At 69.1% G+C, this 22,236-nt stretch carries 23 protein-coding genes; 7 read left to right on the top strand and 16 right to left on the bottom strand.

What is annotated here, in order from left to right; translation table 11 throughout:
* Window positions 1-2: 2 nt before the first annotated feature.
* The 10 genes from ACFVHY_RS11130 to ACFVHY_RS11085 form a co-directional block, all read right to left on the bottom strand.
* The gene (locus tag ACFVHY_RS11130) at window positions 3-989 is read right to left on the bottom strand and encodes a helix-hairpin-helix domain-containing protein (protein ID WP_390271717.1); all 987 of its coding nucleotides are present in this window, start codon (window positions 987-989) and stop codon (window positions 3-5) included.
* A gap of 116 nt (window positions 990-1,105) precedes the next feature.
* Window positions 1,106-1,966, bottom strand: a complete 861-nt coding sequence (locus ACFVHY_RS11125) for a DegV family protein (RefSeq protein WP_390271716.1) — start codon at window positions 1,964-1,966, stop codon at window positions 1,106-1,108.
* A 4-nt stretch (window positions 1,967-1,970) separates the two neighbouring features.
* Window positions 1,971-2,795, bottom strand: a complete 825-nt coding sequence (gene octT / locus ACFVHY_RS11120; RefSeq protein WP_390271714.1) for a diglucosylglycerate octanoyltransferase — start codon at window positions 2,793-2,795, stop codon at window positions 1,971-1,973.
* Window positions 2,796-2,808: 13 nt separating this feature from the next.
* The gene (locus ACFVHY_RS11115; RefSeq protein ID WP_247449669.1) at window positions 2,809-3,522 is read right to left on the bottom strand and encodes a histidine phosphatase family protein; all 714 of its coding nucleotides are present in this window, start codon (window positions 3,520-3,522) and stop codon (window positions 2,809-2,811) included.
* Entirely contained in the window at window positions 3,519-3,881 is a 363-nt protein-coding gene (rsfS, locus tag ACFVHY_RS11110) for a ribosome silencing factor (protein WP_004023080.1), read from the bottom strand. Before rsfS ends, ACFVHY_RS11115 begins: the two co-directional genes overlap by 4 nt.
* 10 nt (window positions 3,882-3,891) lie before the next feature.
* The gene (gene nadD, locus ACFVHY_RS11105) at window positions 3,892-4,686 is read right to left on the bottom strand and encodes a nicotinate-nucleotide adenylyltransferase (RefSeq protein ID WP_390271712.1); all 795 of its coding nucleotides are present in this window, start codon (window positions 4,684-4,686) and stop codon (window positions 3,892-3,894) included.
* Window positions 4,687-4,734: 48 nt separating this feature from the next.
* Window positions 4,735-6,129, bottom strand: coding sequence for a VWA domain-containing protein (locus ACFVHY_RS11100; RefSeq protein WP_390271710.1), 1,395 nt, complete (start codon window positions 6,127-6,129; stop codon window positions 4,735-4,737).
* Window positions 6,129-7,073, bottom strand: coding sequence for an AAA family ATPase (locus ACFVHY_RS11095; protein WP_390271708.1), 945 nt, complete (start codon window positions 7,071-7,073; stop codon window positions 6,129-6,131). Before ACFVHY_RS11095 ends, ACFVHY_RS11100 begins: the two co-directional genes overlap by 1 nt.
* Entirely contained in the window at window positions 7,073-8,416 is a 1,344-nt protein-coding gene (locus ACFVHY_RS11090) for a glutamate-5-semialdehyde dehydrogenase (protein WP_390271706.1), read from the bottom strand. The genes ACFVHY_RS11095 and ACFVHY_RS11090 overlap by 1 nt, the downstream gene beginning before the upstream one ends.
* 105 nt (window positions 8,417-8,521) lie before the next feature.
* Entirely contained in the window at window positions 8,522-8,812 is a 291-nt protein-coding gene (locus tag ACFVHY_RS11085; protein ID WP_390271704.1) for a metal-sensitive transcriptional regulator, read from the bottom strand.
* A gap of 126 nt (window positions 8,813-8,938) precedes the next feature.
* Between ACFVHY_RS11085 and ACFVHY_RS11080 the strand changes: the two genes are divergently transcribed.
* From ACFVHY_RS11080 to ACFVHY_RS11070, 3 genes are read left to right on the top strand one after another with little or no spacing between them, the layout of a single operon-like run.
* Window positions 8,939-11,104, top strand: coding sequence for an MMPL family transporter (locus ACFVHY_RS11080; RefSeq protein ID WP_390271702.1), 2,166 nt, complete (start codon window positions 8,939-8,941; stop codon window positions 11,102-11,104).
* A gap of 53 nt (window positions 11,105-11,157) precedes the next feature.
* A complete protein-coding gene (locus ACFVHY_RS11075) occupies window positions 11,158-11,562 on the top strand; it encodes a DUF302 domain-containing protein (protein ID WP_390271700.1) in 405 nt (134 codons plus the stop codon).
* A gap of 38 nt (window positions 11,563-11,600) precedes the next feature.
* The gene (locus ACFVHY_RS11070) at window positions 11,601-12,206 is read left to right on the top strand and encodes a DsbA family protein (RefSeq protein ID WP_390271698.1); all 606 of its coding nucleotides are present in this window, start codon (window positions 11,601-11,603) and stop codon (window positions 12,204-12,206) included.
* Between the two features lie 49 nt (window positions 12,207-12,255).
* Here ACFVHY_RS11070 and ACFVHY_RS11065 read toward each other — a convergent pair whose 3' ends face one another.
* The 3 genes from ACFVHY_RS11065 to ACFVHY_RS11055 all read right to left on the bottom strand — a co-directional run bounded on the left by ACFVHY_RS11065 (window position 12,256) and on the right by ACFVHY_RS11055 (window position 17,139).
* Window positions 12,256-13,020 (bottom strand): HNH endonuclease family protein, encoded by a 765-nt coding sequence (locus ACFVHY_RS11065; RefSeq protein ID WP_390271696.1) that lies wholly within the window; start codon window positions 13,018-13,020, stop codon window positions 12,256-12,258.
* A 226-nt stretch (window positions 13,021-13,246) separates the two neighbouring features.
* Window positions 13,247-15,493, bottom strand: coding sequence for an ATP-dependent DNA helicase RecG (recG, locus tag ACFVHY_RS11060; protein ID WP_390271694.1), 2,247 nt, complete (start codon window positions 15,491-15,493; stop codon window positions 13,247-13,249).
* Complete coding sequence (locus ACFVHY_RS11055; protein WP_390271692.1) at window positions 15,490-17,139, bottom strand: DAK2 domain-containing protein; 1,650 nt, start codon at window positions 17,137-17,139, stop codon at window positions 15,490-15,492. The genes recG and ACFVHY_RS11055 overlap by 4 nt, the downstream gene beginning before the upstream one ends.
* Window positions 17,140-17,420: 281 nt before the next feature.
* On the opposite strand from ACFVHY_RS11055, the gene rpmB reads away from it, so the two are divergent.
* Entirely contained in the window at window positions 17,421-17,612 is a 192-nt protein-coding gene (gene rpmB, locus ACFVHY_RS11050) for a 50S ribosomal protein L28 (protein WP_004023092.1), read from the top strand.
* Between the two features lie 107 nt (window positions 17,613-17,719).
* Window positions 17,720-18,544, top strand: a complete 825-nt coding sequence (locus ACFVHY_RS11045; protein ID WP_390271690.1) for an enoyl-CoA hydratase/isomerase family protein — start codon at window positions 17,720-17,722, stop codon at window positions 18,542-18,544.
* Window positions 18,545-18,778: 234 nt separating this feature from the next.
* Here the strand turns inward: ACFVHY_RS11045 and ACFVHY_RS11040 are convergent, their stop codons facing one another.
* Genes ACFVHY_RS11040 through ACFVHY_RS11030 form a run of 3 tightly spaced genes read right to left on the bottom strand, consistent with a single transcriptional unit; the run spans window position 18,779 to window position 21,082 of the window.
* Window positions 18,779-19,462: a uracil-DNA glycosylase gene (locus tag ACFVHY_RS11040; RefSeq protein ID WP_390271688.1), complete on the bottom strand. Its 684-nt coding sequence runs from the start codon at window positions 19,460-19,462 to the stop codon at window positions 18,779-18,781.
* A 26-nt stretch (window positions 19,463-19,488) separates the two neighbouring features.
* A complete protein-coding gene (locus ACFVHY_RS11035; RefSeq protein WP_058252116.1) occupies window positions 19,489-20,010 on the bottom strand; it encodes a gamma carbonic anhydrase family protein in 522 nt (173 codons plus the stop codon).
* A 31-nt stretch (window positions 20,011-20,041) separates the two neighbouring features.
* Complete coding sequence (locus ACFVHY_RS11030; protein ID WP_390271686.1) at window positions 20,042-21,082, bottom strand: thiamine-phosphate kinase; 1,041 nt, start codon at window positions 21,080-21,082, stop codon at window positions 20,042-20,044.
* A gap of 225 nt (window positions 21,083-21,307) precedes the next feature.
* Between ACFVHY_RS11030 and ACFVHY_RS11025 the strand changes: the two genes are divergently transcribed.
* Window positions 21,308-21,553 (top strand): Lrp/AsnC ligand binding domain-containing protein, encoded by a 246-nt coding sequence (locus ACFVHY_RS11025; RefSeq protein WP_058252118.1) that lies wholly within the window; start codon window positions 21,308-21,310, stop codon window positions 21,551-21,553.
* Window positions 21,554-21,637: 84 nt separating this feature from the next.
* On the top strand, window positions 21,638-22,231 hold the full coding sequence (locus ACFVHY_RS11020; protein ID WP_068970242.1) for a DUF3515 domain-containing protein: 594 nt from the start codon (window positions 21,638-21,640) through the stop codon (window positions 22,229-22,231).
* Window positions 22,232-22,236 lie beyond the last annotated feature (5 nt).

Raw genomic sequence — 22,236 nt, 5'->3', positions numbered from 1 at the left:
CGTCAGACCGTCACGAGATCGCGCAGTCTGGCCAGGCGTGCCGGACCGATCCCGTCGACCTCGGCGAGCTGGTCCACGGAGCTGAAGCGCCCGTTGCGTTCCCGCCACGACAGGATGGCCTTCGCGGTCACCGGCCCCACCCCGGGCAACTCGTCGAGGTCGGCCTCGGTGGCGGTGTTGAGGTTCACGAGTCCGCCGGTGGTCGGCGGACCACCCGAACCGCCGGCGGGGGCACCTGGATCTGCCGGGGGTGCACCCGCGGGTGCGGGCGGAGTGCCGGAAGCCCCGACGACGGCGCTGCGCAGCGACATCTCGCCCTGCCCGCCCGCGTAGCCGACGAGGATCTGATCGCCGTCCCGGAGGACCTGCGCGAGGTTCAGCGACAGCAGATCCGCGTTCTTGCGCGCGCCTCCGGCCCGGTCGATCGCGTCGGCGACCCGCGCCCCGGGCGTGAGTTGCACCAGACCCGGCGTGTGCACCAAACCGACGACACTGACCACCATCTGCGCCGGGATCGATTCGGTCGGCACGGCCGGCGGCGTCGACGGGTTCGACATCGACGAGGTGCCGGCCACCGCACCGAAATCCACGACCGGCGCCGACTCCGACCCGCGGAACAGTCCGAAGGCCGCGACGGCACAGACGACGACACCGACCGCGATCAGCGCGAGAGCTGCCGGCGGCGCGACCGCGAAGCGCCGTCGAGGGATGGGATCGTCGTCGAAGTCATCGTCATCCTCGGCACCGTCGCCGCCGTCGGCGTCCGACCGCCGACGCTGGGTTCGCGGCGGCGTGTCGAGCCACGTCGGCATCCCGCCGATCCCCCACCCGGGATGCTCGGGTTCCTCGACGGGGCCGAGCGGGTCGTCGATGTCCGGCGCGAGCGGCGGCGACTCGGGGTCGATGCCTGCCGTACCGTCCCGTCGGCCCGGCAGATCGGCCACCGGCGCCAGCCGGTCCAGCGGGTTCCGCCGTCCTGATGCGCTCATGACGCCACACGCTAGGTCGCACAGCCGCCGCTGCTCCGCACGCGAGCCGCGGAGCCCGCGATCTGTGGACGGTCAGCGCGAGCTGTGGATGACGCCGAGTCCGGCGGGCCGGACCGCTAGGACTCGCCGAGACCTTCGATCGGTTCGAGGTGCGCGGCGATCACGACGCCCACCGCGCCGGGGCCGACGTGGGTGCCGAGGATGGGACCGAGATCGACGGTCAGCTCGGAGGTCACCACCCGCAGCTTGGCGTGGACGGCCGCGCGCAGTTCCTCGGCGACGTCCGGGCTCTGACAGTGCTGGATGCCGACCGTGACCGCGCGGCCGCCCGCGGAGTCGGCGGCGGCGTCGACCATCTTGTCCAGCGCCTTGGAGAACGTGCGATGACGTTCCTTCAGCGTCAGGGTCCCGTCGACCATGTGCAGGATCGGTTTGATGGACAGCGCCGAGCCGAAGAGCTTGCCCGCGGCGCTGATCCGGCCGCTGTTGCGCAGATTGTCGAGTTGCTGCACACACAGCAGCGAGTCGACGGTCGCTGCCTGTCGGATGGCGGACTCGTACACGCGGTCCCTGTCGGCTCCCCCGGCGGCGGCCTGGGCGGCCGCGACGGCGGTGAAACCGACTGCGAGACCGACAGATCGGGAATCGACGACGCGAACCTGCCCGGAGAACTTCTCCGCGGCCATTCGCGCCGAACTCCAGGTCCCCGACAGCCGGCGCGACATGTGAACGGCGACGACGCCGGCACCCTGACTCGCCTCGAGCGCGGACTCGAAGTGTTCGGAGAGGTCGTTGGGGTTGGCGCCGGAGGTGGTCACGCCCGGCGTCGTCACGATGTCGGCCGGGATGTCGTCGACACCTTCCCGGTAGTCCTCGTCGCCGACGGCGAGGTGCAGTGGGACCTGCCGAATCCCGTAGTACTCGGTCACCGACCGCGGCAGTCGGGACGAGGAGTCTGTGACGACGACGACAGGCACGCGTCTACGTTAACGGGTTCACGCGCCGGGCCTCCACGGGCGTCGGGGTCGGGCCCCCGGCGTCGCGATTCGCACGCCGCCGGACGGCGTCGACGACCGGGGCGACCAGGTCGGCGATGCCCCGATGGCACGAGAAACCCCAATGGATTCCGTCGGGATTCATCTCGGCGGTGTCGTCGTCGAAGGCGTCCCGGGTGACCGGGTAGAAGTCGACACACGGTAGGCCGTGGCTCGACGCCCATCGCGACATCGCCGCGGTCGTCGGGATTCGCCCGGAATGGACGTTGCCGTAATACGGGCTGCGGTGAGTGGGCGGCAGGCACACGACGATCGGGAGGTCCGGACGCAGTTGCGTGAGCGCCGCCCGGATCTTCTCCAGGTACTCGATCGTGACGTGCGGCGGCAGCGCGAGCGGCCAACCGAGGTGCGACCCCCGCGGTTGTATCCACGCATAGGCCGCGCGTATTCGCTGCCGCAAACCGTTCGGCCGGATGTAGCGGATCTGCTCCCGAAAGGCCGTCGGAAGCGGCGACGGCAGCGTGTCCATCCCTCCGAATGCCAGCACGACGACGTCGGCGCGGGGCACGGTGGCCCAGATGTTCGGGTCCTGGGTGAGGGCCCACCAGACGTCCCGGCTCGTCCACCCGATCCGGCCGAACAGCCGCACCTCCGAGCGCGTCGCAGCGCCCACGAGCATCGGCCAGATCCGAGGGTCATCCGCGGGCAGACCGCCCTGCGGACCGTAGTACGCGAGCGAGTCGGACAACACCAGCACACATCGCTCCCGCGCATCGGCAGCGGATGGACCGGGTCCGGCAGCCTCGGTCATCGGCGGACGTCGCTCACTGCACCGCCGGGTCGGAGTCCTCGGCGGACGCATTCCACACGTCCAGACGCCACCGCGGCAGTTCGCCGGGCATGCCGTGCCCCGACAGCTGCACCCAACTCGTGTTCGCGAGCCCCCCGAAGACGGGCCAGTTCTCGACCGGCAGCCCGAGCAGCGCCGCGGTCATCGCCGCGATCACTCCTCCGTGGGCCACCAGCACCACCGGCGCCTCCGGGTTGTCGCCGACGCCCCACTCCGGCAGCAGCTCGATCAACTCGTCGACCAGGGGGGTGGAGCGTCGGGCGACGTCGACGCGGCTCTCCCCACCCGGCGGCGTCCAGGTCGCGTCATCGCGCCAGACGGCGCGCGCGCCCGGCATCGCGGCATCGACGTCGAGGTGCGTCAGACCCTGCCACTCACCGAGATGTGTCTCCCGCAGGCGGACGTCGGTGGTCACCGGCAGACCGGTTCGTTGCGCGAGCGCCTCGGCGGTGTCGCGGGCCCGCCGCAGATCCGACGACCAGATGACCACCGGTTGCCGCTTGGCGAGCTCGACCGCCGCCGAACCAGCTTGCCGGACACCGAGTTCGGACAGGTCGGTGTCGATCTGGCCCTGCATCCGACTCGCCGCGTTGTACTCGGTCTGCCCGTGCCGCAACAGGATCAGGCGCCGCACCACCGGGGTGAGACGTTCGACGGCGGTGTCGTGTGAGTCGGGACCGCCACTCACGACAGCCCGTCCACCTCGACCACCGGGCAGTCCTTCCACAGACTCTCCAGCGCGTAGAAGCGTCGCTCGTCGGTGTGCTGGATGTGCACCACGATGTCGGCGTAATCGAGCAGTGCCCAACGACCTTCGCGCGTGCCTTCGCGCCGCAGCGGCTTGTGGCCGGCCTCCCGCAGCTTCTCCTCGACCTCGTCGACGATCGAGTTCACCTGACGCTCGTTGTCGGCGGAGGCGATCACGAAGGCGTCGGTGATCACCAACTGCTCCGAGACGTCGATCACCGTCACCTCGTGGGCGAGCTTCTCGGCCGCGGCCAGGGCGGCCACCTTGGCCATCTCCAGCGCTTCAGCTGACGCAGTCACACTTGTCCTCTCATTCGGTCACGGCCTGTTCGCCCACCGTCCGGTCCGACCCATCGGCATCGCTCTGCAGTTCCCCGGGCGGGAACCGTCCAGGCGGCGAGTCCTCGGGCGGAAGCCTCTCGGGGCGGTTGGCCCCGGGAAGCGCCGGGGCGGAGACACCGGGCGACGACGCCCGAGGCGCACGATACAGCTTCCGTTTGGCGATGTACTGCACGACGCCGTCGGGCACGAGGTACCAGACGGGCCGTCCCAATGACGCGCGCGTCCGGCACTCGGTGGACGAGATGGCCAGCGCCGGGATCTCGAGGAGGTGGAGGGTGTCGGACGGCATGGCTTCGAGGTGGTGCGCCAGATGTGTGGCATCGAGCTCGTAACCCGGCCGGCTCACGCCGACGAAGCGGGCGAGTCCGAAAAGTTCCTCCCAGTCCTGCCACGACAGGATCGATTCCAGCGCATCGGCGCCGGTGATGAAGTAGAGCTGAGCGTCCGGGAGCAGCGCCCGCAGGTCGCGGAGGGTGTCCACGGTGTAGGTGTCCCCGTCGCGGTCGATGTCGACGCGACTGACGCTGAACTGCGGATTCGACGCGGTCGCGATGACCGTCATGAGGTAGCGGTCCTCCGGCGGGCTCACCGTCGTCGCCTCGCCCATCTTCTGCCAGGGCCGGCCGGTCGGGACGAAGATCACCTCGTCCAGCGAGAACCGGTGGGCGACCTCGCTGGCCGCGACGAGGTGCCCGTTGTGGATCGGGTCGAACGTGCCGCCCATCACGCCGATACGGCGCGCACGCGGGCGGTCGGGTGACATGGACGGTCAGTCTACGCGTCGAGCACTGATGCGAATCGGCAGCGCTGGTCAGATCGGCAGGAGGTCGGCGATGACCGTGCCCAGTTGGGTGGCGTTCCGGCATTCGAACATGTCGATCACGTCCGCGTAATCGGTCGCGACCGAGTCGCCCGTGCCCCAGTGCTGCTTGGCCTCCGGGTTGAGCCAGTAGGCGTGGCGGGCCCGTTCCACCAGTTCGGCGAGCGCGTCGGCGTGCGGATCGTGATAGTTGTTCCGCCCGTCCCCCAGGATCAGCAACGCACCCCGGTGGGTCAGCGTATCGCCGTAGTCGGCGACGAACCCGGCCAGCATGTTGCCGTAGTCCGAGTGACCGTCGCGGGTGGAGATCCGCGCGGTGGAGATCATGTGGTGCATCGCCGCACCGAAATCCTCTTCGCCGTGGTCGAAGTAATCGGTCACCTCGTCGACGGTGTCGACGAACGCGAACACCCGCACCTTCGAGAACTGTTGCCGCAGTGCATACACCAAGCGCAACGTGAACTGACTGAACCCGGCCACCGACCCCGAGACGTCGCAGATGATGATGAGTTCGGGCCGCCCCGGTCGGGGCTTGCGGTGACTGAGTTCGATGGGCACCCCACCGGTGGACATCGAGGCGCGCAGCGTCTTCCGGACGTCGACCGCGCCGCGGTGAGCGCGCCGTCGCCTCGTCTCGAGCTTCGCGGCCAGCAATCTGGCCAGCGGTTCGATGGTCTTGCGGATCTCCACCTGCTCTTTGGCACCCGCCGACAGGAAGTTGACGTTCTCCGGTAGCGGGGGCACCGCGTAGGCGCCGACCTTCTCGCGGCCGTTGCGGTCGGCCATGCGCCGCTGGGTCTCTCGCTCGATCGCCGCACGCAGATCGTTGGCCTTCTGACGCGCCGCCTGCCGGTAGAGCGGTTCCGTACCGGCCCGCCCGCCGTCCCCGTCGCCACCACCGGCCATGGCCGCCGCGATCTTCGCGATCAGTGTCTGCGGACTCACCGCGGTGATGGCCTGATAGGCCGAGAACGCCTCGCCCCGAGTCGATCCGTACCGCCCCAACTCGTCGACGATCATCGCGATGGCCTGGTCGAGCCGGCCGTCGTTCGCCGACGCGTCATCGGCCAGCATCTCCGCCAGCGCGTCCCGGACCGCCTCGACATCGAGCTCGCCGTCGGGGGTGCGCGGGAGATCCTCGGTCACGGTGCGCATTCCGGCGCCGAGCGGGAACCACAGGTCGAAGACCCGGTCGAACACACCGCGATGGGCGTGATCGACGAGCAGTGTCGTCGCGAGCCCCTCGCGCAGACGGGGGCGTTCGAGGAGATCGAGGACCTCCATCGCACTCGCCGCATCGATCAGCGCCGACGGCCCGACCACGATCCCGCGACGACGCAACTCGTCGACGAAATCGGTGAGGTGCGCGACGAGCGGAGCCGTCATCAGCCCAGCTTGAGTTCTTCGAGAGCCGTCTTGAGGTCCGGCCGGTGCTTCAGCACGACACCGAGAGTCCGTGCGATGAGTCCGTCGTCGAATCCGCCACCGCTCTTCGCCGTGGCCTTCTCCCCGGCTCCCAGTGCCAACAGCGTGTTCGCCCAGTCGATCGTTTCGGCCACCGACGGCTTCTTGCGGATGTCGAGTGTGCGCAGGACACCGACGATCCGCACCAGCTCGGCGCTCAGCGAATCCGACAGGTTCGGCACCCGCGACGCGAGGATCTCCTTCTCGCGCTCGGCATCCGGGAAGTCGATGTAGAGGTACAGACAACGACGCTTGAGCGCCTCGGACAGTTCACGGGTCGCGTTCGATGTCAGCAGGACGATCGGACGACGCTGAGCGGCAACGGTTCCCATCTCCGGGATGGTGATCGCGAAATCGCTGAGCACTTCCAGCAGCAGACCCTCCATGTCGACGTCGGCCTTGTCGACCTCGTCGATGAGGAGCACGGTGGCACCCTCGCGCGAGATCGCCTTGAGCAGTGGCCGCGGCAGGAGGAACTCATCGGAGAAGATGTCGGCCTTGGCCTCATCCCACGCGCGGTCCCCCGTCGCCTGGATGTGCAGGATCTGCTTGGCGTGATTCCACTCGTACAGCGCGCGGGCCTCGTCGATGCCCTCGTAGCACTGCAGGCGGATGAGTTCGGCATCAGTGGCCGCCGCGATGGACCGGGCGAGTTCGGTCTTGCCGACACCCGCGGGTCCCTCGACCAGCAAGGGCTTGCCGAGACGGTCGGCCAGGAAGGTCGAGGTCGCGGTGGCGTCGTCGGCGAGGTAACCCGTCGCGCGCAAGCGACCGACGACGTCGTCGACACCCTCGAACGACGGCACGACGGCCGGGCCCGAGCCGGTGTATCCCGTGGTCCCCGCGTCCGGGGTCGGCGCGCTCATCAGGCGGGCCGCACGTGCCCGTTGCCCCAGACCACCCATTTGGTCGAGGTCAGTTCCGGCAGGCCCATCGGGCCGCGGGCATGGAGCTTCTGGGTGGAGATGCCGATCTCGGCGCCGAATCCGAACTGCTCGCCGTCGGTGAAGGCGGTCGATGCGTTGACCATGACGGCGGCGGCATCCACGCGCCGGGTGAACTCGTCGGCGGCCGCCAGGTCGGTGGTGATGATCGCCTCCGTGTGGCCGGTTCCGTAGGTGTCGATGTGGGCGACCGCGGCGTCGAGCCCGTCGACCACCTTCATCGCGATGTCCATCGACAGGTATTCCATGGACCAGTCGTCCTCGGTGGCCGGCTCCATACCCGGCTCGTCGCCGTGGATGACCACGCCCTGGGTCTGCAGCACCGAGGTGATCCGCGGCAGCGCGTCGGCCGCGACGGCCTCGTCGATGAGCACGGTCTCCGCGGTGTTGCAGACACTCGGCCGGCGGGTCTTGGAGTTGAGGATGACACGCGCCGCGACATCGAGGTCGGCGAGTGCGTGGACGTAGACGTGGCAGTTGCCTACGCCGGTCTCGATCGTCGGGACCGTCGCATTCGACACCACGGCCTCGATGAGGCCCGCGCCGCCACGGGGGATGACCACGTCCACGAGTCCGCGCGCCCGGATGAGCGCGGTCACGCTGGACCGATCGTCGCTGGGCAGCAGCGACACCGCATCCGCGCTGACCCCCTTGGCCGACAGGGTCTCCCGCAGCACGCGCACGAGTTCGGCGTTCGACGACGCGGCCGACGACGAGCCACGCAGCAGCACCGCGTTCCCGGACTTGAAGGAGATCCCGAACGCATCGACGGTGACGTTGGGGCGCGCTTCGTACACGATGCCCACGACCCCCAGGGGCACGCGCAGCTGGCGCAGCTGCAGCCCGTTGGGGAGGGTCTTCCCCGCAACCACCTCACCGATCGGGTCGGGGAGCACGGCGACCTGCCGCAGACCGTTGGCGATACCGGCCACGCGCGAGGCGTCGAGCCGCAGCCGGTCGAGCAGGCTCACCTCGATGTCGGCCGCCTCGGCACGCGCGATGTCCTCCGCGTTCGCGGCGAGGATGGTGTCGGTGGCCGCCTCGATGGCGTCGGCCGCGGCGAGCAGGACCTCGTTCTTGCCCGCGGTCGTCAGACCGCTCAGCGAACGGGACGCCGACTTGGCGGCACGGGCAAGCCCGAGAACGACCTTCTCCGTGTCGGACTTCTCGGCCCCGGACTTCTCGGCGCCGGACTTCTCGGAGCCGGACTTCTCGGCGCCGGAGCCGCCTTCGGCGACGGACTGCTCTGCGGTGGGTGCGCTCATCAACATCCTCGACTTCGGTGGTTCCGGGCGCGACCGCCCGGAAAGTGCCGTTCTCAGAGTAACGCCGCAGGTTCGGAGTCCCCAACGAGATCCACGGTCGGCGCCTCAGGCGAGTGTGAGGAAGAGTTTCTCCAGCTCTGCCTCGGTCAACGGCGGTTGCTCACCGTCAACGGTCTCGATGCACTGCCGCATTCCCGAGGCCACGATCTTGAAGCCGGCGCGGTCGAGCGCGCGGGACACCGCGGCGAGCTGGGTGACGACGTCCTTGCAGTCGCGCCCCGCCTCGATCATCGCGATCACACCGGCGAGTTGCCCCTGAGCTCGGCGTAACCGGTTGAGGACGGCACTCATCGCGTCGTCGCCGACGGCCGGGTGGGGCCTCACGTCATCGGCCATCGAGGCCTCCTCGCTGTCGTGCACCACCGACGTGCGGTTGGTGCTGGATTCTTGACGCCAAGATACCCCCTTGGGTATGTTGGCCGCCAGATGGATACCCCTAGGGGTATATGAGAAAGGAAAACCATGGCGCCGATCACCGCCCTGTCCGACGACGAGGCGACCACCTCCGACCCCGCGGGCCCCTCGGCCGGGGTCCTCGGCCGGTGGGGTGCGGCCATGGCCGCGCACGCCCGCTGGGTGTTCGGCGTGTGGCTACTCGTGCTTCTCGTCCTGGGGGCCGCGGCACCGTCGGTGTTCTCCGCACTCGCGGGCGCGGGCTGGCAGGCCGACGGGTCGGAGTCCGTGCAGGTCCGCGAGCTGGCCCAGCAACATTTCGGCGGAAACTCGTCGGCCGCGGTGCAGGTGGTCGTCCACTCCGAGCGCGACATGGTCGACGGTCCCGCGGTTCGAGAGGTGGTCGGCGAGATCGCGGCACTGGCCGGCGCGGACAGCCGGTTCGCGCAGGTCGTCCCACCACAGCCCGGCGTGTCGATCAGCCCGGACGGCCACACCGGGATCGTCATCGTGGGCGCGGCCGCCGACACCGACGAGATGGTGCGTGCTGTCGATGAGCACAAGGGCGCGTTGATCGCCCTGTCCGGGAACGGGATCGAGGTGTACCCGACGGGTGCCTCGGCCCTGTGGAGCGACTTCAACAAGGCCAATCACGACGCGATGATCAAGGCCGAGCTGTTCTCGTGGCCGGTCACGCTGACGATCATGGTGCTCGCCTTCGGGTCGCTCGTCGCGGCCGGTCTGCCACTGTTGCTGACCATCGCCGGTCTCGTCGCATCCGCGGGCGGTCTGGTGTTGTTGAACCAGGTCACCCCGATCTCGGTGTGGGCCATGAACTTCGCGATGATGTTCGCGCTGGCTCTGGGCATCGACTACGCACTGTTCCTGGTGTCGCGGTTCCGCGACTCGGTCCGGGAGCAGGGCGACGACATGCGCGCGGCGGTGGCGCAGACGATGGACACCGCAGGCAAGGCGGTGTTGCTGTCCGGCATCACGGTTCTGGTGAGCCTGTCGGCCGTTCTGCTGGTTCCGGCACCGGCGGTACGCACGATGGCGGTGGGAATCATGCTCGCGGTGGCCTTCGTCCTCGCGGCGACCCTCACTCTCCTGCCCGCCGCGCTGGGCGCCCTGGGTGGCCGGATCAATGCCCTCTCGCTGCCGTACGCGCGCCGCCAGCAACACCGTTCGCCGGTGTTCGCACGCTGGGGCGGCTTCCTGCAGCGCCATCCGTGGGCTGTCGCCATCGGCTCCCTGGTCGTTCTCGTCGCGCTCGCGATCCCGGTCGTCGGGTTGAAGGTCGCGATGCCCTCCATCGGTGTCGTCCCGGCCGATGCCCCCGTCCGCCAGGGCTATGAACTGGTGCAGTCGCAGATGGGCGAGGGCGCACCGGGGATGCTGCAGATCGTCGCACCCGCCGACGAGGCGCAGCGGGCCGCCGAGGTCGCGGCACAGTCCCCGGGGATCACCATGGTCACTCCCGCGACGCCGGCCGCGGACGACTCGGGCTTCGTTCTCATGCAGGCTCTTCCGGCCGTCGATCCGTCCGCCCGCCAGATGGCCACGATCGTCGACGACCTGCGTGACGCATTGCCCGACGGCGCTCTGGTCGGCGGCGAGCCCACCGAGAACCTCGACCTGCAGCAGGCTTTGAACGACTACTTCCCGCTGGTCGTCGCCGTCATTCTCGTCCTCGGTTTCCTCCTGCTGCTGGCGTCACTCCAAGCACCGCTGATCGCACTCATCGGCACTGTGGTGAGCCTGTTGTCCACCGCAGCGGCGTTCGGCGTCGCGAAGCTGATCTTCCAGGACGGGCACCTGTCAGACCTGCTGGGCTTCACACCTCAGGGATTTCTCGACGGCTGGGCCCCGGTGTTCTTCTTCGCCATGATCTTCGCGATCGCGATGGACTACACCGTGTTCCTCCTCGCCACCGCCAAGGAACACCACGAACGGTCCGGGGATCCATCGACCGCGCAGGTCGACGGCATGGCCCACTCCGGGCGGATCATCTTCGCCGCAGCTGCGGTCATGGTCGCCGTCTTCTTCACCTTCGCCCTGGCCGAACCACTCCCTCCGAAGGAGATGGGGATCATCCTGGGTGTGGCGGTCCTGCTCGACGCCGTCCTGATCCGGCTCACCCTCCTGCCGGCGCTGCTACGCATCACCGGCCGGGCGGCGTGGTGGACACCATCCTGGTTGCGCCGGATTCTCCCGTCGATCAGCTTCTCGCATTGACCTCACCCGAATCGGGTACACGCCCCTCGAGGGCCGACACGAAAGGACACACGATGTCACTCGCACTGACCACCACGCTGCCGCACCCCTTCGCGGAGGCGGTCGAACGGACCAGAGCCGCGCTCGCCGACCAGGGATTCGGCGTTCTCACCGAAATCGACGTCCAGGCGACGCTCAAGACGAAACTCGACGAGGACATGGAGCCGTACCTGATACTCGGCGCATGCAATCCACCGCTGGCGCACCGGGCGCTGGGCGTCCAGCGGCAGATCGGGTTGTTGTTGCCGTGCAACGTCGTCGTCCGCGCCGACCCGGGCAACCCCGACCACACGCTCGTCGAGGCGATGAATCCCGACCTCATGGTTCAGGTCTCGGGCGAACCCGACCTCGAACCGGTCGCACGTGATGCCGCGGGGAAGTTGCGTGCCGCGATCGATTCCCTGACCGCACAGTCCTGAATCCCCTTGCACATTCGTCCGAGACCACCGGAGTTCTCATGACCCACTTCGATTTCCACTTCGACCCCGTGTGCCCCTTCGCCTGGGCGGCATCGCGATGGCTCATCGACCGGGCTCAGGCACACGACGCCTCCGTCGACTGGCACGTGATGAGTCTGGCCATCCTGAACGAGGACCAGGAGCCGGATTCCGACGAGCAGAGGCAGCAACTCGACACCTCGCGGCGTCTCGGACGTGTGTTGATGGCGGCCGTCGCCGAGTCCGGGGCCGACGTGCTCGAGCCCCTGTACTCGGCGATCGGCCGACGGCTCCACCACCTGGGCGACGAGATGACTCCCGCGGCGGTGTCGGAAATCCTCGTCGACACCGGCCTCCCCGCCGGCCTGACCGAGGCCATGGACGACGAGTCGCTCGACGACGCCCTGCGCGCGTCCCATCAACGCGGTCAGGATGCTCTGGGTGAGGCGGGCGGCAGCCCCATCATCGGGATCGACGGCAACCATTTCTTCGGTCCCGTCCTCTCCGACATCCCGACCGGGGCCGACGCGGAGGCGCTCTTCTCCGCACTCGTGACCCTCGCCGGCACCGAGACCTTCGCGCAGGTCAAACGTCCGGCCGGCGGCCCGCCGACGTTTTCGCCGTGATCCCCGGGGCCGCCGGAGTCCGCTCCACCCTGTCATCGGCGCCGCGGCGTCACCCACACCGCAGCGCCTCCGTCAGGACTCGTCGGGACGGCTCGTCGATCGTCAATCCGTAAGCCTCCGTGACGATCACGAACTGGATCGCGTACTGGCACCAAAAGCCCCGCGCCGGTGGCATCCAGCGCGCCGGTTCCGAGTCACTCTTGTCCTGGTTCGAATATCCGTCGACGGCAACGAGATTGGCGGGGTCGTTCGCGAAGTCCAGCCTCTTCGCCGGTGTCCACGACCAGGCACCCATGTCCCAGGCATACGACAGCGGGACGATGTGGTCGATCTGCACCGTAGACGCGCTCCGATCGCGCCGGAAGACGATGAAATCGCCGGTGTACGGGCTCCGCAGTTCGCCCGCCAGCACGGCACGTGGACAACTCGACGTCGGCCCGGCTCGGATGTCGCGCAGATCTCGGGCGAGCACGTCGTTACGGGTGTCGCATCCGTTGCCGCCTCCGGGTACGGACGCGGCGTCCGACCAGGCGGCGCCGAACGCGGATCGGTCGTAATCCGGTCGGTCGGTACGACCCGCACTGATCGGGATCGAGGCGAGCGACGACGCCGCCTGCCCCGCCATCGTCCGAATCCTCGGGTCGGTGTCGGGACCGGCCCGAAAGGCGTCGACGCCGACGGCGACCATCACCGCCGTGACGACGGCGGCGACGAGCACCGCCCACTGCCGTGGCGACCAGGACGGCGAGTCCCGCGGCGTCCAGCGCATCCATCGGATCCGCATGCGGAGTCGTCGCAGCGTCGGCGAACGCATCACCATGCATTCTCAGACGCACGCGGTCACCTTCTGGTTCCGTGTGTCGATCGGCCGGTACCGGTGTCGCAGAACGTGGCACCACTTCCGCTGGTCGAGCCGGCACCGAGCGAAGCCGCCGGGCCGAGCAGGCGACGAAGGAGCGCGTCGAGGTCGAGGCGCCGAGTCGAAGCCACCTGGTGCGCCAGGCGCATCGATGCGCGACAACTGGCCTCAGGCCGAGCGGTCAGGACTTGTCGAGGTAGGCGATCTTGTTCGGCACGAGGATACCGTCGACGAGGTCGGCGAGCGGCCGGTGTTCGAGCAGCGTGATGTCCTCGCTCACCACGTCTTCCGCGAGTTCGCGGGCGTCCTCGATGACCTCGACGTCCTCGAGCAGGGACAGGAACCGCAACGACGTGTTGACGCCCGACTGTAGGGACCCGAGCAGATCACCCTCCCGCCGTTGCTCGAGATCGACTCGCGCGAGCTCGAATCCGTCGTTCGAACCGGCCACGGCGCGGAGGCGGTCCATCGACGGCGAGCCGTCCCGGGCATTCGTCATCAGCAGGCATAGGCCCGCATGCCGCCCGCGTCCCACACGACCGCGCAACTGATGCAGCTGGCTCACGCCGAACCGATCGGCGTCGACGATGACCATCGTGGTCGCATTGGGCACGTCGACACCCACCTCGATGACGGTGGTGGACACCAGCACGTCCACCTCGCCCCGACCGAAAGCATCCATGACGGCGTTCTTCTCGTCGGCGGGTAGGCGGCCGTGCAGGAGCTCCACGCGTCGGTGCGCGAACGGGCCGGCGACGAGGGCCTCGTACTGCTCGAGGACCGAGGTCGTCCGCGGGCCCTTCTCCTCGTTGTCGTCGGGCTCGGGTTCGGGCCCGTCGCCGATGCGGGAACACACGACGTAGACCTGACGGCCGGCGTCGATCTCCTCGTTGGCGCGCGACCACACCCGGTCGACCCATGAGGATTTCCCGGTGGGCACCACCGACGTGGTGATCGGCTGCCGGCCGCGCGGCAGCTCCCGGAGGACCGAGGTCTCGAGGTCGCCGAAGGCGGTCATGGCGACGGTCCGCGGGATCGGCGTCGCGGTCATCACGAGGAAATGCGGTATCCGTCCGTTGCGGCCCTTGCCGCGCAACACATCTCGCTGCTCCACGCCGAAGCGGTGCTGTTCGTCGATCACGACGAGTCCTAGGTCGAAGAACTCGACCTTGTCCTCGAGGAGCGCGTGGGTCCCGATCACGATCCCGGCCTGGCCCGTCACCACGTCGAGGAGCGTCTCGCGCCGGCCCTTGGTCTTCATCGAACCCGTCAGCAGCGCGAGGCGCGTCGCGCCGTCGGCCGCGGTCAGTTCGCCCGCCTCGGCGAGGTCGCCCAGCATCGTCTTCATCGTCCGGTAGTGCTGTGCGGCAAGCACTTCCGTCGGGGCCAGGATGGCACACTGGTACCCGTTGTCGACGACCCGCAGCATTGCCAGCAACGACACGAGTGTCTTCCCGGACCCGACCTCGCCCTGTAACAGCCGCGACATCGGCTGCGCGCGGGCCAGATCCTCGGCGAGCTCCTCCCCCACCTCGACCTGACCGTCGGTCAGGGTGAACGGGAGTCGGTCACGCAACTTGTCCTCGAGACCACCGGGCACGCGTGGACACGGTGGCGCCGACTCGCTCCGCCCCGCCAGCCGGCGCTGCGCCAGCACGGTCTGGATGGCCAGCGCCTCATCGAACTTGAGCCGATGGGCGGCGACCTTCACGTCGTCCTCGGCATCGGGCAGGTGGATCTTGCGGATCGCCTCGTCGGTGCTGACGAGACCCCGCGCGCGGCGTTCGGCTTCGGTGAGTGCGTCGGGAATCGGCGCGCTCTCACTCAGGATCCGACGGACCGCGCCGAGGATGTCCCAGGTCTGAATGTTCTTGTTGGCCGGGTACATCGGCAGGATGTCGCGGTCGAACATGGTGACCAGCGGGTGATCGCCGCGCTCTCCGGTGATCTGCTCCTCGATCGCGTACATCTCGGTCAGCATCTTGGAACCGACGACGTCCTCGATCTCCGGGTCGCCGTCGGGAAGGATCATCCATTCCGGATGCGACAACTGGATCTGATCGCGGAAGTATTTGACCGCGCCGGCCATCATCACCCGTGCACCGGGTCGGAACAGCCCCTTGAGGCGGTGGGCGTTGAAGAAACTGGCCTCGTAGACGTCGTTGTCGTCGGTGACCTTCACCTTGAGGAACGACCCTTTGCGGCTCCTCATCTTGATGAGATCGGACTTGGTGATCCGTCCGACGATCGTCAGCCACTCACCCGGTTCGGGACGCTCCTGGTCGACCACGTGGCCGCGCCGGATGTAGCGGCGGGGCGTGTACCGCAACAGCTCCCCGACCGTGTGCACGCCGACTGTGGCGAGCTGTTCGGCGGGCTTGGTCCCCAGGACGTCGGACAGCGAATCCGACAGTGCCAGTTCGGTCACTCCACACCCACCTGGACGAGATCGGTGCGTTGTCCGGTGCGGTACACCGCCAACTCGATGCCGGGGTAGCTGCGCCGCATCTGCTCCGCGACGGCCTCGAGGGCGGCCTCGTCGACCTCGACCCCGGCGAGCACCGTGACCAGCTCGCCTCCGGTGGAGAGCATGAGGTCGACGAGGGCGGTGCACGCCGACGTCTGATCCGGCGCCACGACGAGCACGTCGTCGCCGATCAGCCCCAGCACGTCACCGACCTCGCTCATCCCCGCCAGCGTCATCATCCTCGTGGTCGCGGACTGCAGCGATCCCCAGCGTGCCCCGGCGGCGGCCTCGGCCATCGCGTAGGCGTCGACGTCGGGGACCTCGCTCGGATCGTGCACGGCGAGAGCGGCGAGGCACTGGGTCATCGACGACGTCGGCAGCATCAGGACCGAACGCTGGGTGGACCGCACCTCGGTGGCGACCGTGACGAGATCCTGCGATGTCAATGCGCCGTTGGCCATCACGACGACGTGCGCGCTGTCGGTGTCGCGGATCGCGCGGCCCAGCTCGTGGGCGGAGAGTCCGTCGTCGGCGCGCAGCACGACCGCACCGGCCTCGCCGAACAGTTCGGCCGCACCGTCACCGAACACGACGACCACCACGGCCCGTTTGTGCCGAGGCGGCGGCTCAGCCGAATCCGCCTGTGCCCGAATGGCATCGAGGGCGAAGCAAGTGATCCGGACATCCGAGAGCTGCCCGATGCCCGCGCCGGCCTCGACCGCCGCACCCGGGTGGCAGGTGTGGACGTGTACCGAGAAGCGTTCGCCCTCACCGCTGGAACTGTCACCGACGATCACCACCGCGTCGCCGAGTTCGTCCAGACGTTCGCGCAGTTCGGCGATCTGCTCGCCGGCCGCGCCGTCGAGGAGGTACATGACCTCAAAGTCCTGGTCGCTCCCGTCGAGGCAGCTGTCGTCCGGTCCGTGACCGAGCGTGGTGCTGTCGGTGAGGATGCCCCGGTAACGCCGGCGGCGGTGCGAGACGCCGGTGATGACCTTGACCATGGCGTCCACGATCGCGAGGAAGCCACGCCCGCCCGCGTCCACCACGCCCGCGTTCGCGAGCACCGACAGCTGTTCCGGGGTGCGTTCGAGCGCTTCGGCGCAGTCGTCGGCGACGGCGCGCACCTGGTCGGCCGGGGACTCGTGCTCGTGCGCCGCGGCCGATTCGGCGGCGACCCGCACCAGCGTGAGGACCGTGCCCTCGCGCGGTTCGCTCACCGCACGGGTCGCCGCGAGCGAACCGAGACGCAGACCCAGCGTCGACAGCTCGGCGAAGGTCAGGGCGTCGGTGTCGCCCAGGATCTCCGCACCGTCCGCGAGTCCGACCAGCACCTGCGAGAGGATGATCCCCGAGTTGCCCCGCGCCTGCGCCACCGCGCCGTCGGCCATCGCGCGGGCGACCTCGGGCAGCGACGCGTCGGGCGGCGTCTTCTCGACCGCCTCGGCCGCGGCCCGCATCGTGAAGAGCATGTTGCTCCCGGTGTCCGAATCGGGGATCGGGAACACGTTGAGGTCGTTGATCTCGCCGCGCAGCGACTCGAGCTGTTCGACCGAAACTCGGGCCCAATCGCGCAGCAACTGCGGGTTGACGGTGCGGGCGATCACACGGTGGCTCTTTCTCGCAGACGCGGCGCGCGACGTACTGTGCTCTCGCGCGCAACGTGACCGGCTGGTGAGGTTGTGGGCAAGGTTACTCGGGGTGTCCGACCGTGCGGCGCGACCGAGCGGGACCGGGTGGCGGATCGGCTCGGATTTGGTCACGCCCCCACGACCTGGTTATCCTTGCAGGGTTGCCTTTCGCCTCGAGCGCGCACACCCACCGGTGGTGCCGATCGATCCGAGCGGCTGAACACCAGACCATGATCATCTACCAAGGGAGTTCGACGATGGCTGCCGTCTGCGATATTTGCGGCAAGGGCCCGGGCTTCGGCAAGTCGGTGTCTCACTCGCACCGCCGTACCAACCGCCGCTGGAACCCGAACATCCAGTCCGTTCGCGTGGAGGTCGCCCCCGGCAACCGCAAGCGCAAGAACGTCTGCACCTCCTGCCTGAAGGCCGGCAAGACCGCAGCTGTCTGACCTCCTCGCCCGTCCGCGGGTGGGAGTCCGAGAGCACGAGACCCGATGCCATGAGCGCAAGCTCCCCGGCATCGGGTCTTTGGTGTGTGCGCGATAGGGTTTCGCGCATGGCCTCATCGAACCCCACCGCCCCCGCTGCCGTAGACGACACCGATGCTCTGGTGCACGAAAGCAACGGCGTCCTCACCATCGCGGTCTCGACGGCGGGCGCGGGCAACTCGCTCGACGACACTGCCCTCGCCGCGGGAGCCCAGGCACTGCGCGAGGTCGCGCGTGGACAGCGTGACGTGGGGGCGGTCCTGCTCATCGGAATGGGCAAGAACTTCTGCGCCGGCGGCAACGTCCGCGCCTTCGCCGGTGCGGACGACCGCCCGACCTATCTGCGCGAGATCGCCGACAACTTCCATCAGCTCGTCGGCGCCCTGTACGAGGCGGACCGCCCCGTCGTCGTCGCCGCGAAGGGCTGGGCCGCCGGCGCGGGCATGTCGCTGGTGTTGCACGCCGACGTCGCCGTCGGTGGTCCGTCGACCCGGTTGCGGCCCGCCTACCGCGGTATCGGTCTCACCCCCGACGGGGGTCTCACCTGGACCCTCCCCCGCGCCGTCGGCGCTGCCCGGGCACGCCAGATCATCCTGACCGACCGCATCATCAGCGCCGACGAGGCCCAGCAGTGGGGGCTGCTGTCGGAGATCGTCGCCGACGACGAGGTCGAGTCCGCCGCGCGCACGGCCGCCGAGGCCATCGCGTCGGGTCCCCGTGACGCCGACGCGATGACCAAGCGTCTGCTGGCCGTCGCCGCCGACACCACGCTGGTCGAGCACCTCGCCCTCGAAGCCCGCTCCATCTCCGAACGGTCCGGACTGCCCGAGGGCATCGAGGGAGTCGACGCCTTCGTCGGCAAGCGCGCGCCGGACTTCACCCGGGGCCGCTGAGGCGCGACCCTTCGTGGCTCGTCGCCAACGCTCCTCGCACCTCAGTACTGCCCTCTGATCAGGGAGCTTGCGAGCCCCTGTCCGCTCCCTGAGGAGCGAGCTTGCGAGCGTCACGAAGGGTCTTCGCAACGGGTCTTCGCAACCTCGGTCGCCAGGACCCTTCGTGACGCGCCCTCCGCAAGCTCCGGGCGCTCCTCAGGGAGCGAAGGAGATCCTTGAGGCGCGAGCGAAGGGTCACGGCAGACGCCACTCCACCGGCTCGGCGCCGAGGTCCATCAGTTCCTCGTTGGCCCGGCTGAAGGGTCGGGATCCGAAGAACCCGCGCGAGGCCGACAACGGTGACGGATGCGCCGACACGATGGTCGGGACGTCGGGCAGCCACTTCTCCAGTCCCGCGGCGTCCCTGCCCCACAGGATCGCGACGAGCGGCTCGTCGCGGGCGGCAAGCGCCTTGATCGCGCACTCGGTCACCTCTTCCCAGCCCTTCCCCCGGTGAGAGGCCGGCTCGCCGGGGGCCACCGTGAGCACGCGATTCAGCAGGAGCACACCGTTGTCCGCCCACGGCGTGAGATCCCCGGTGGTCGGCATGGGGTAACCGAGATCGGCGCAGTACTCGGTGTAGATGTTCGCCAGGGAACGCGGGATCGGGCGCACGTCGGGCGCCACCGAGAAGCTCAGTCCGACGGCGTGTCCGGGCGTCGGGTATGGATCCTGCCCGACGATCAGCACGCGCACGTCGTCGAGGGGGCGCGTGAATGCCCGCAGGACATGTTGTCCCGCAGGCAGATAGCGCCGCCCCTCGGCGATCTCGGTGCGCAGGAACCGGCCCATCTCGGTGATGAGCGGCTCGACCGGGGCGAGCGCCTGCGCCCAGCCCGGGTCGATCAGTTCGGCAAGGGGTTTGGGTGGTGCGGTCACTCGATTGCCTCCGTCGTGGGCGGTCGTCAGTCCAGTCGTTTCAGGGCGGTGCGATAGTGCTGCGCGTTCTGGAAGTACATCTCGCAGTTGAGTTCGGTGTGCCCCTCCGGTACCTCGTAGCCGTCGCGGAGCCGGGCCGGTACACCGAGCGCCATCCGTCGCGAGGGAACGTCGAACTTGAACGGGACCACCGCGCCGGCTCCGACGATCGCGCCGTCGCCGACCGTGGACCCGTTCAGGACCACCGATCCCGAGGCGATGAGGCAGTCGTTTCCGATCGTCGCGCCCTCGATGTGCGCGTTGTGTCCGACGACGCACCGTTCGCCGATCACGGTCGGGTCGAGAACCGTGCAGTGGATGACGGTGCCGTCCTGGATGTTGCTGCGGGCGCCGACGGTGATGGTCCCGTAGTCGCCGCGGAGTACCGCGCCCGGCCACACCGAGACACCGTCGCCCAGGGTGACCGCGCCGATCACCACCGCGTCCGGGTGCACGTAGGTGTCCTGTCCCAGGACCGGTTCTCGGTCGTCGAGTGCGTAAATCGCCATGAGGCGACTCTAATGGTGCGCCCCGGGGACCTCAGTCACCAGTCGGGTCGGCGAAGGACTGCCACCCGTGCAGTTCGAGACCGCCGGGCCCGCCGACCCGGCGGTCGTCGACCCAGACCTCGGGCGCCGACGAGGATTTCTCCCCCACCGAGCCGATGACGGTCCACCCTGGCGGCACCGTGGGCCCGCCGAACGCCGCGAGCAGGTGATGGTCCTCGCCGCCGGCCAGTACCCAGCGGTCGACGTCCGCCCCGAGTTCGCTTGCCGCGGCAGCCAGATCCGGGCGCCGCGGTACGGCGTCGCCATGCACGGTCATGGCGACCTGGGCAGCCCTCGACATGGTGAGCAGTTCCTCGACCAGGCCGTCGGAGATGTCGGTCATGGCGTGCGCACCTGCCGCCGCGGCGACCGGCCCCTGGGTGAGGTCGGGGTTCGGAACTCGGTGCAGTGCAACCAGTTCCGACCAATGGGTGACCACCGGACGCGGATCGGACAGCACCGCGAGTCCCGCGGCGCTGGCCCCCAGCGGACCGCTCACCGCGAGGACGTCACCAGGCCGGGCACCGCCCAGCGAGACGGGGGGCCGACCCTCGAGCGCGCCGACCGCGGTGACACTCACCACCACCTGACCGGCCGCGACGAGGTCGCCGCCCAGCACCCGGGCCCCCTGTCCGTGTGCCGCGCGGACCACGCCGTCGTTGAGGTCGAGGACGACGCCGACGGGCGTGTCCGACGGACACGCGATGGACACGACGAGACCCGTTGTGCGGCCGCCCATCGCGGCGACGTCGGCGGCACTCTGCACCACCGCGCGGGCGCCGACCTGCTCCGGCGTCGACCAGTCGAATCGGAAGTGGCGCCCCTCGACGACGGTGTCGGTGCTGATCACCGCCGATCCGCCGATGTCGAGAACGGCTGCGTCGTCACCGGATCCGATCACGATGTCGTCGGCGGGCTCACCGGAGGTCGCGGACGCGGTCAACGCGGCGATCACGGCACGCTCACCGATCGCCCCGACCGTGTCGGTCCGGTCGATCGCGCGGTCCTGCCGACCTGTCTCGTCGAAGGTCACTCGTCGGGGCCTTTCCTCTTCCGGTCGCGCGCGCACAGGGTTGTCGGTGACAATGTGTGCCACAGTGTATGGGGCCGCCGGGCGGGAGCGATCCGCAACAGTCCGGCCGCCCGCGGCAGTCGTGCACTGCCCGACGACCGCGCATGCGCCGAGCCGCCGGTACGACAGCCCGTGTCGACGATGTGCCTCATACGATGTGGCGCGGGTACGACACAGACGGAGAGGATGTCCGTGGTTCAGGCATACATACTGATCCAGACCGAGGTCGGCAGGGCCGCCCTCGCAGCTGCGACCATCGCCGAGATCGCCGGGGTCGCCTCGTCCGAAGAGGTCAGTGGGCCGTACGACGTGATCGTCCGGGTCGACGCGTCCGATGCCACCCACCTGACCGAGAACGTGGTTCCGCAGATCCAGAAGGTGGACGGGATCACCCGCACCCTGACCTGCCCGGTGGTCCCCACGACGCGCTGAGGGGCGTCGGCCGGCCGCCGACGACGGGTGATCGTGACGGGTCCCCGTGCGCGGGTTCGGCAGACCGACTCCTACTGTTGTGGGGTGACGTCAGCAGGTTCGGATGACACCCAGCAGGATCCCGTCGACGGCGAATCCGCCGAGGACTCCGCGCGGTATGGCGGCGGCGGACGTCTCAGCCCCGCACTCGTCGCGACCCTGGTAGCCATTCCCGTGATGGTGCTCGCCGGCTTCATCGTGTTCGCCGCGATGCGCCCCGATCCGGTGACCCCGATCGAGTCCTACGACTCCGTCGGCCCGGTCGCCGCGGAGTGCACCCGCTTGCTCACCGAAGCACCGGACACCTTCGAGGGTTTCGGCACCAAAGAGGTCTCCGGCGACCGCGCGACGTGGCCGTCGACCGGCCCGGGCGACGACATGACACTTCGGTGTGGGGTGACCCGACCTGCCGAGCTGTCTCCCACCAGCAATCTCCAGGAGATCCATGCCGCCGGCCAGGCCGGGGTCCAGTGGTTCATCACGGACACGGTCGACGGCTCGGGCCAGGCCTATGTGTGCGTCGACCACCGGCCCTATGTCGCGATGTGGATTCCGACGAACGCCGGCAACGGACCCATCACCGACATCTCGGGACTGATCGACCGCACCCTTGAACGGGGACCGCTCGACTTCGGCTGATCGGC

It is taken from the genome of Gordonia sp. NPDC127522 (genome assembly GCF_042672305.1).
Taxonomy (GTDB): domain Bacteria; phylum Actinomycetota; class Actinomycetes; order Mycobacteriales; family Mycobacteriaceae; genus Gordonia; species Gordonia hongkongensis.
This window is presented reverse-complemented; position numbering and strand designations above follow the sequence as displayed.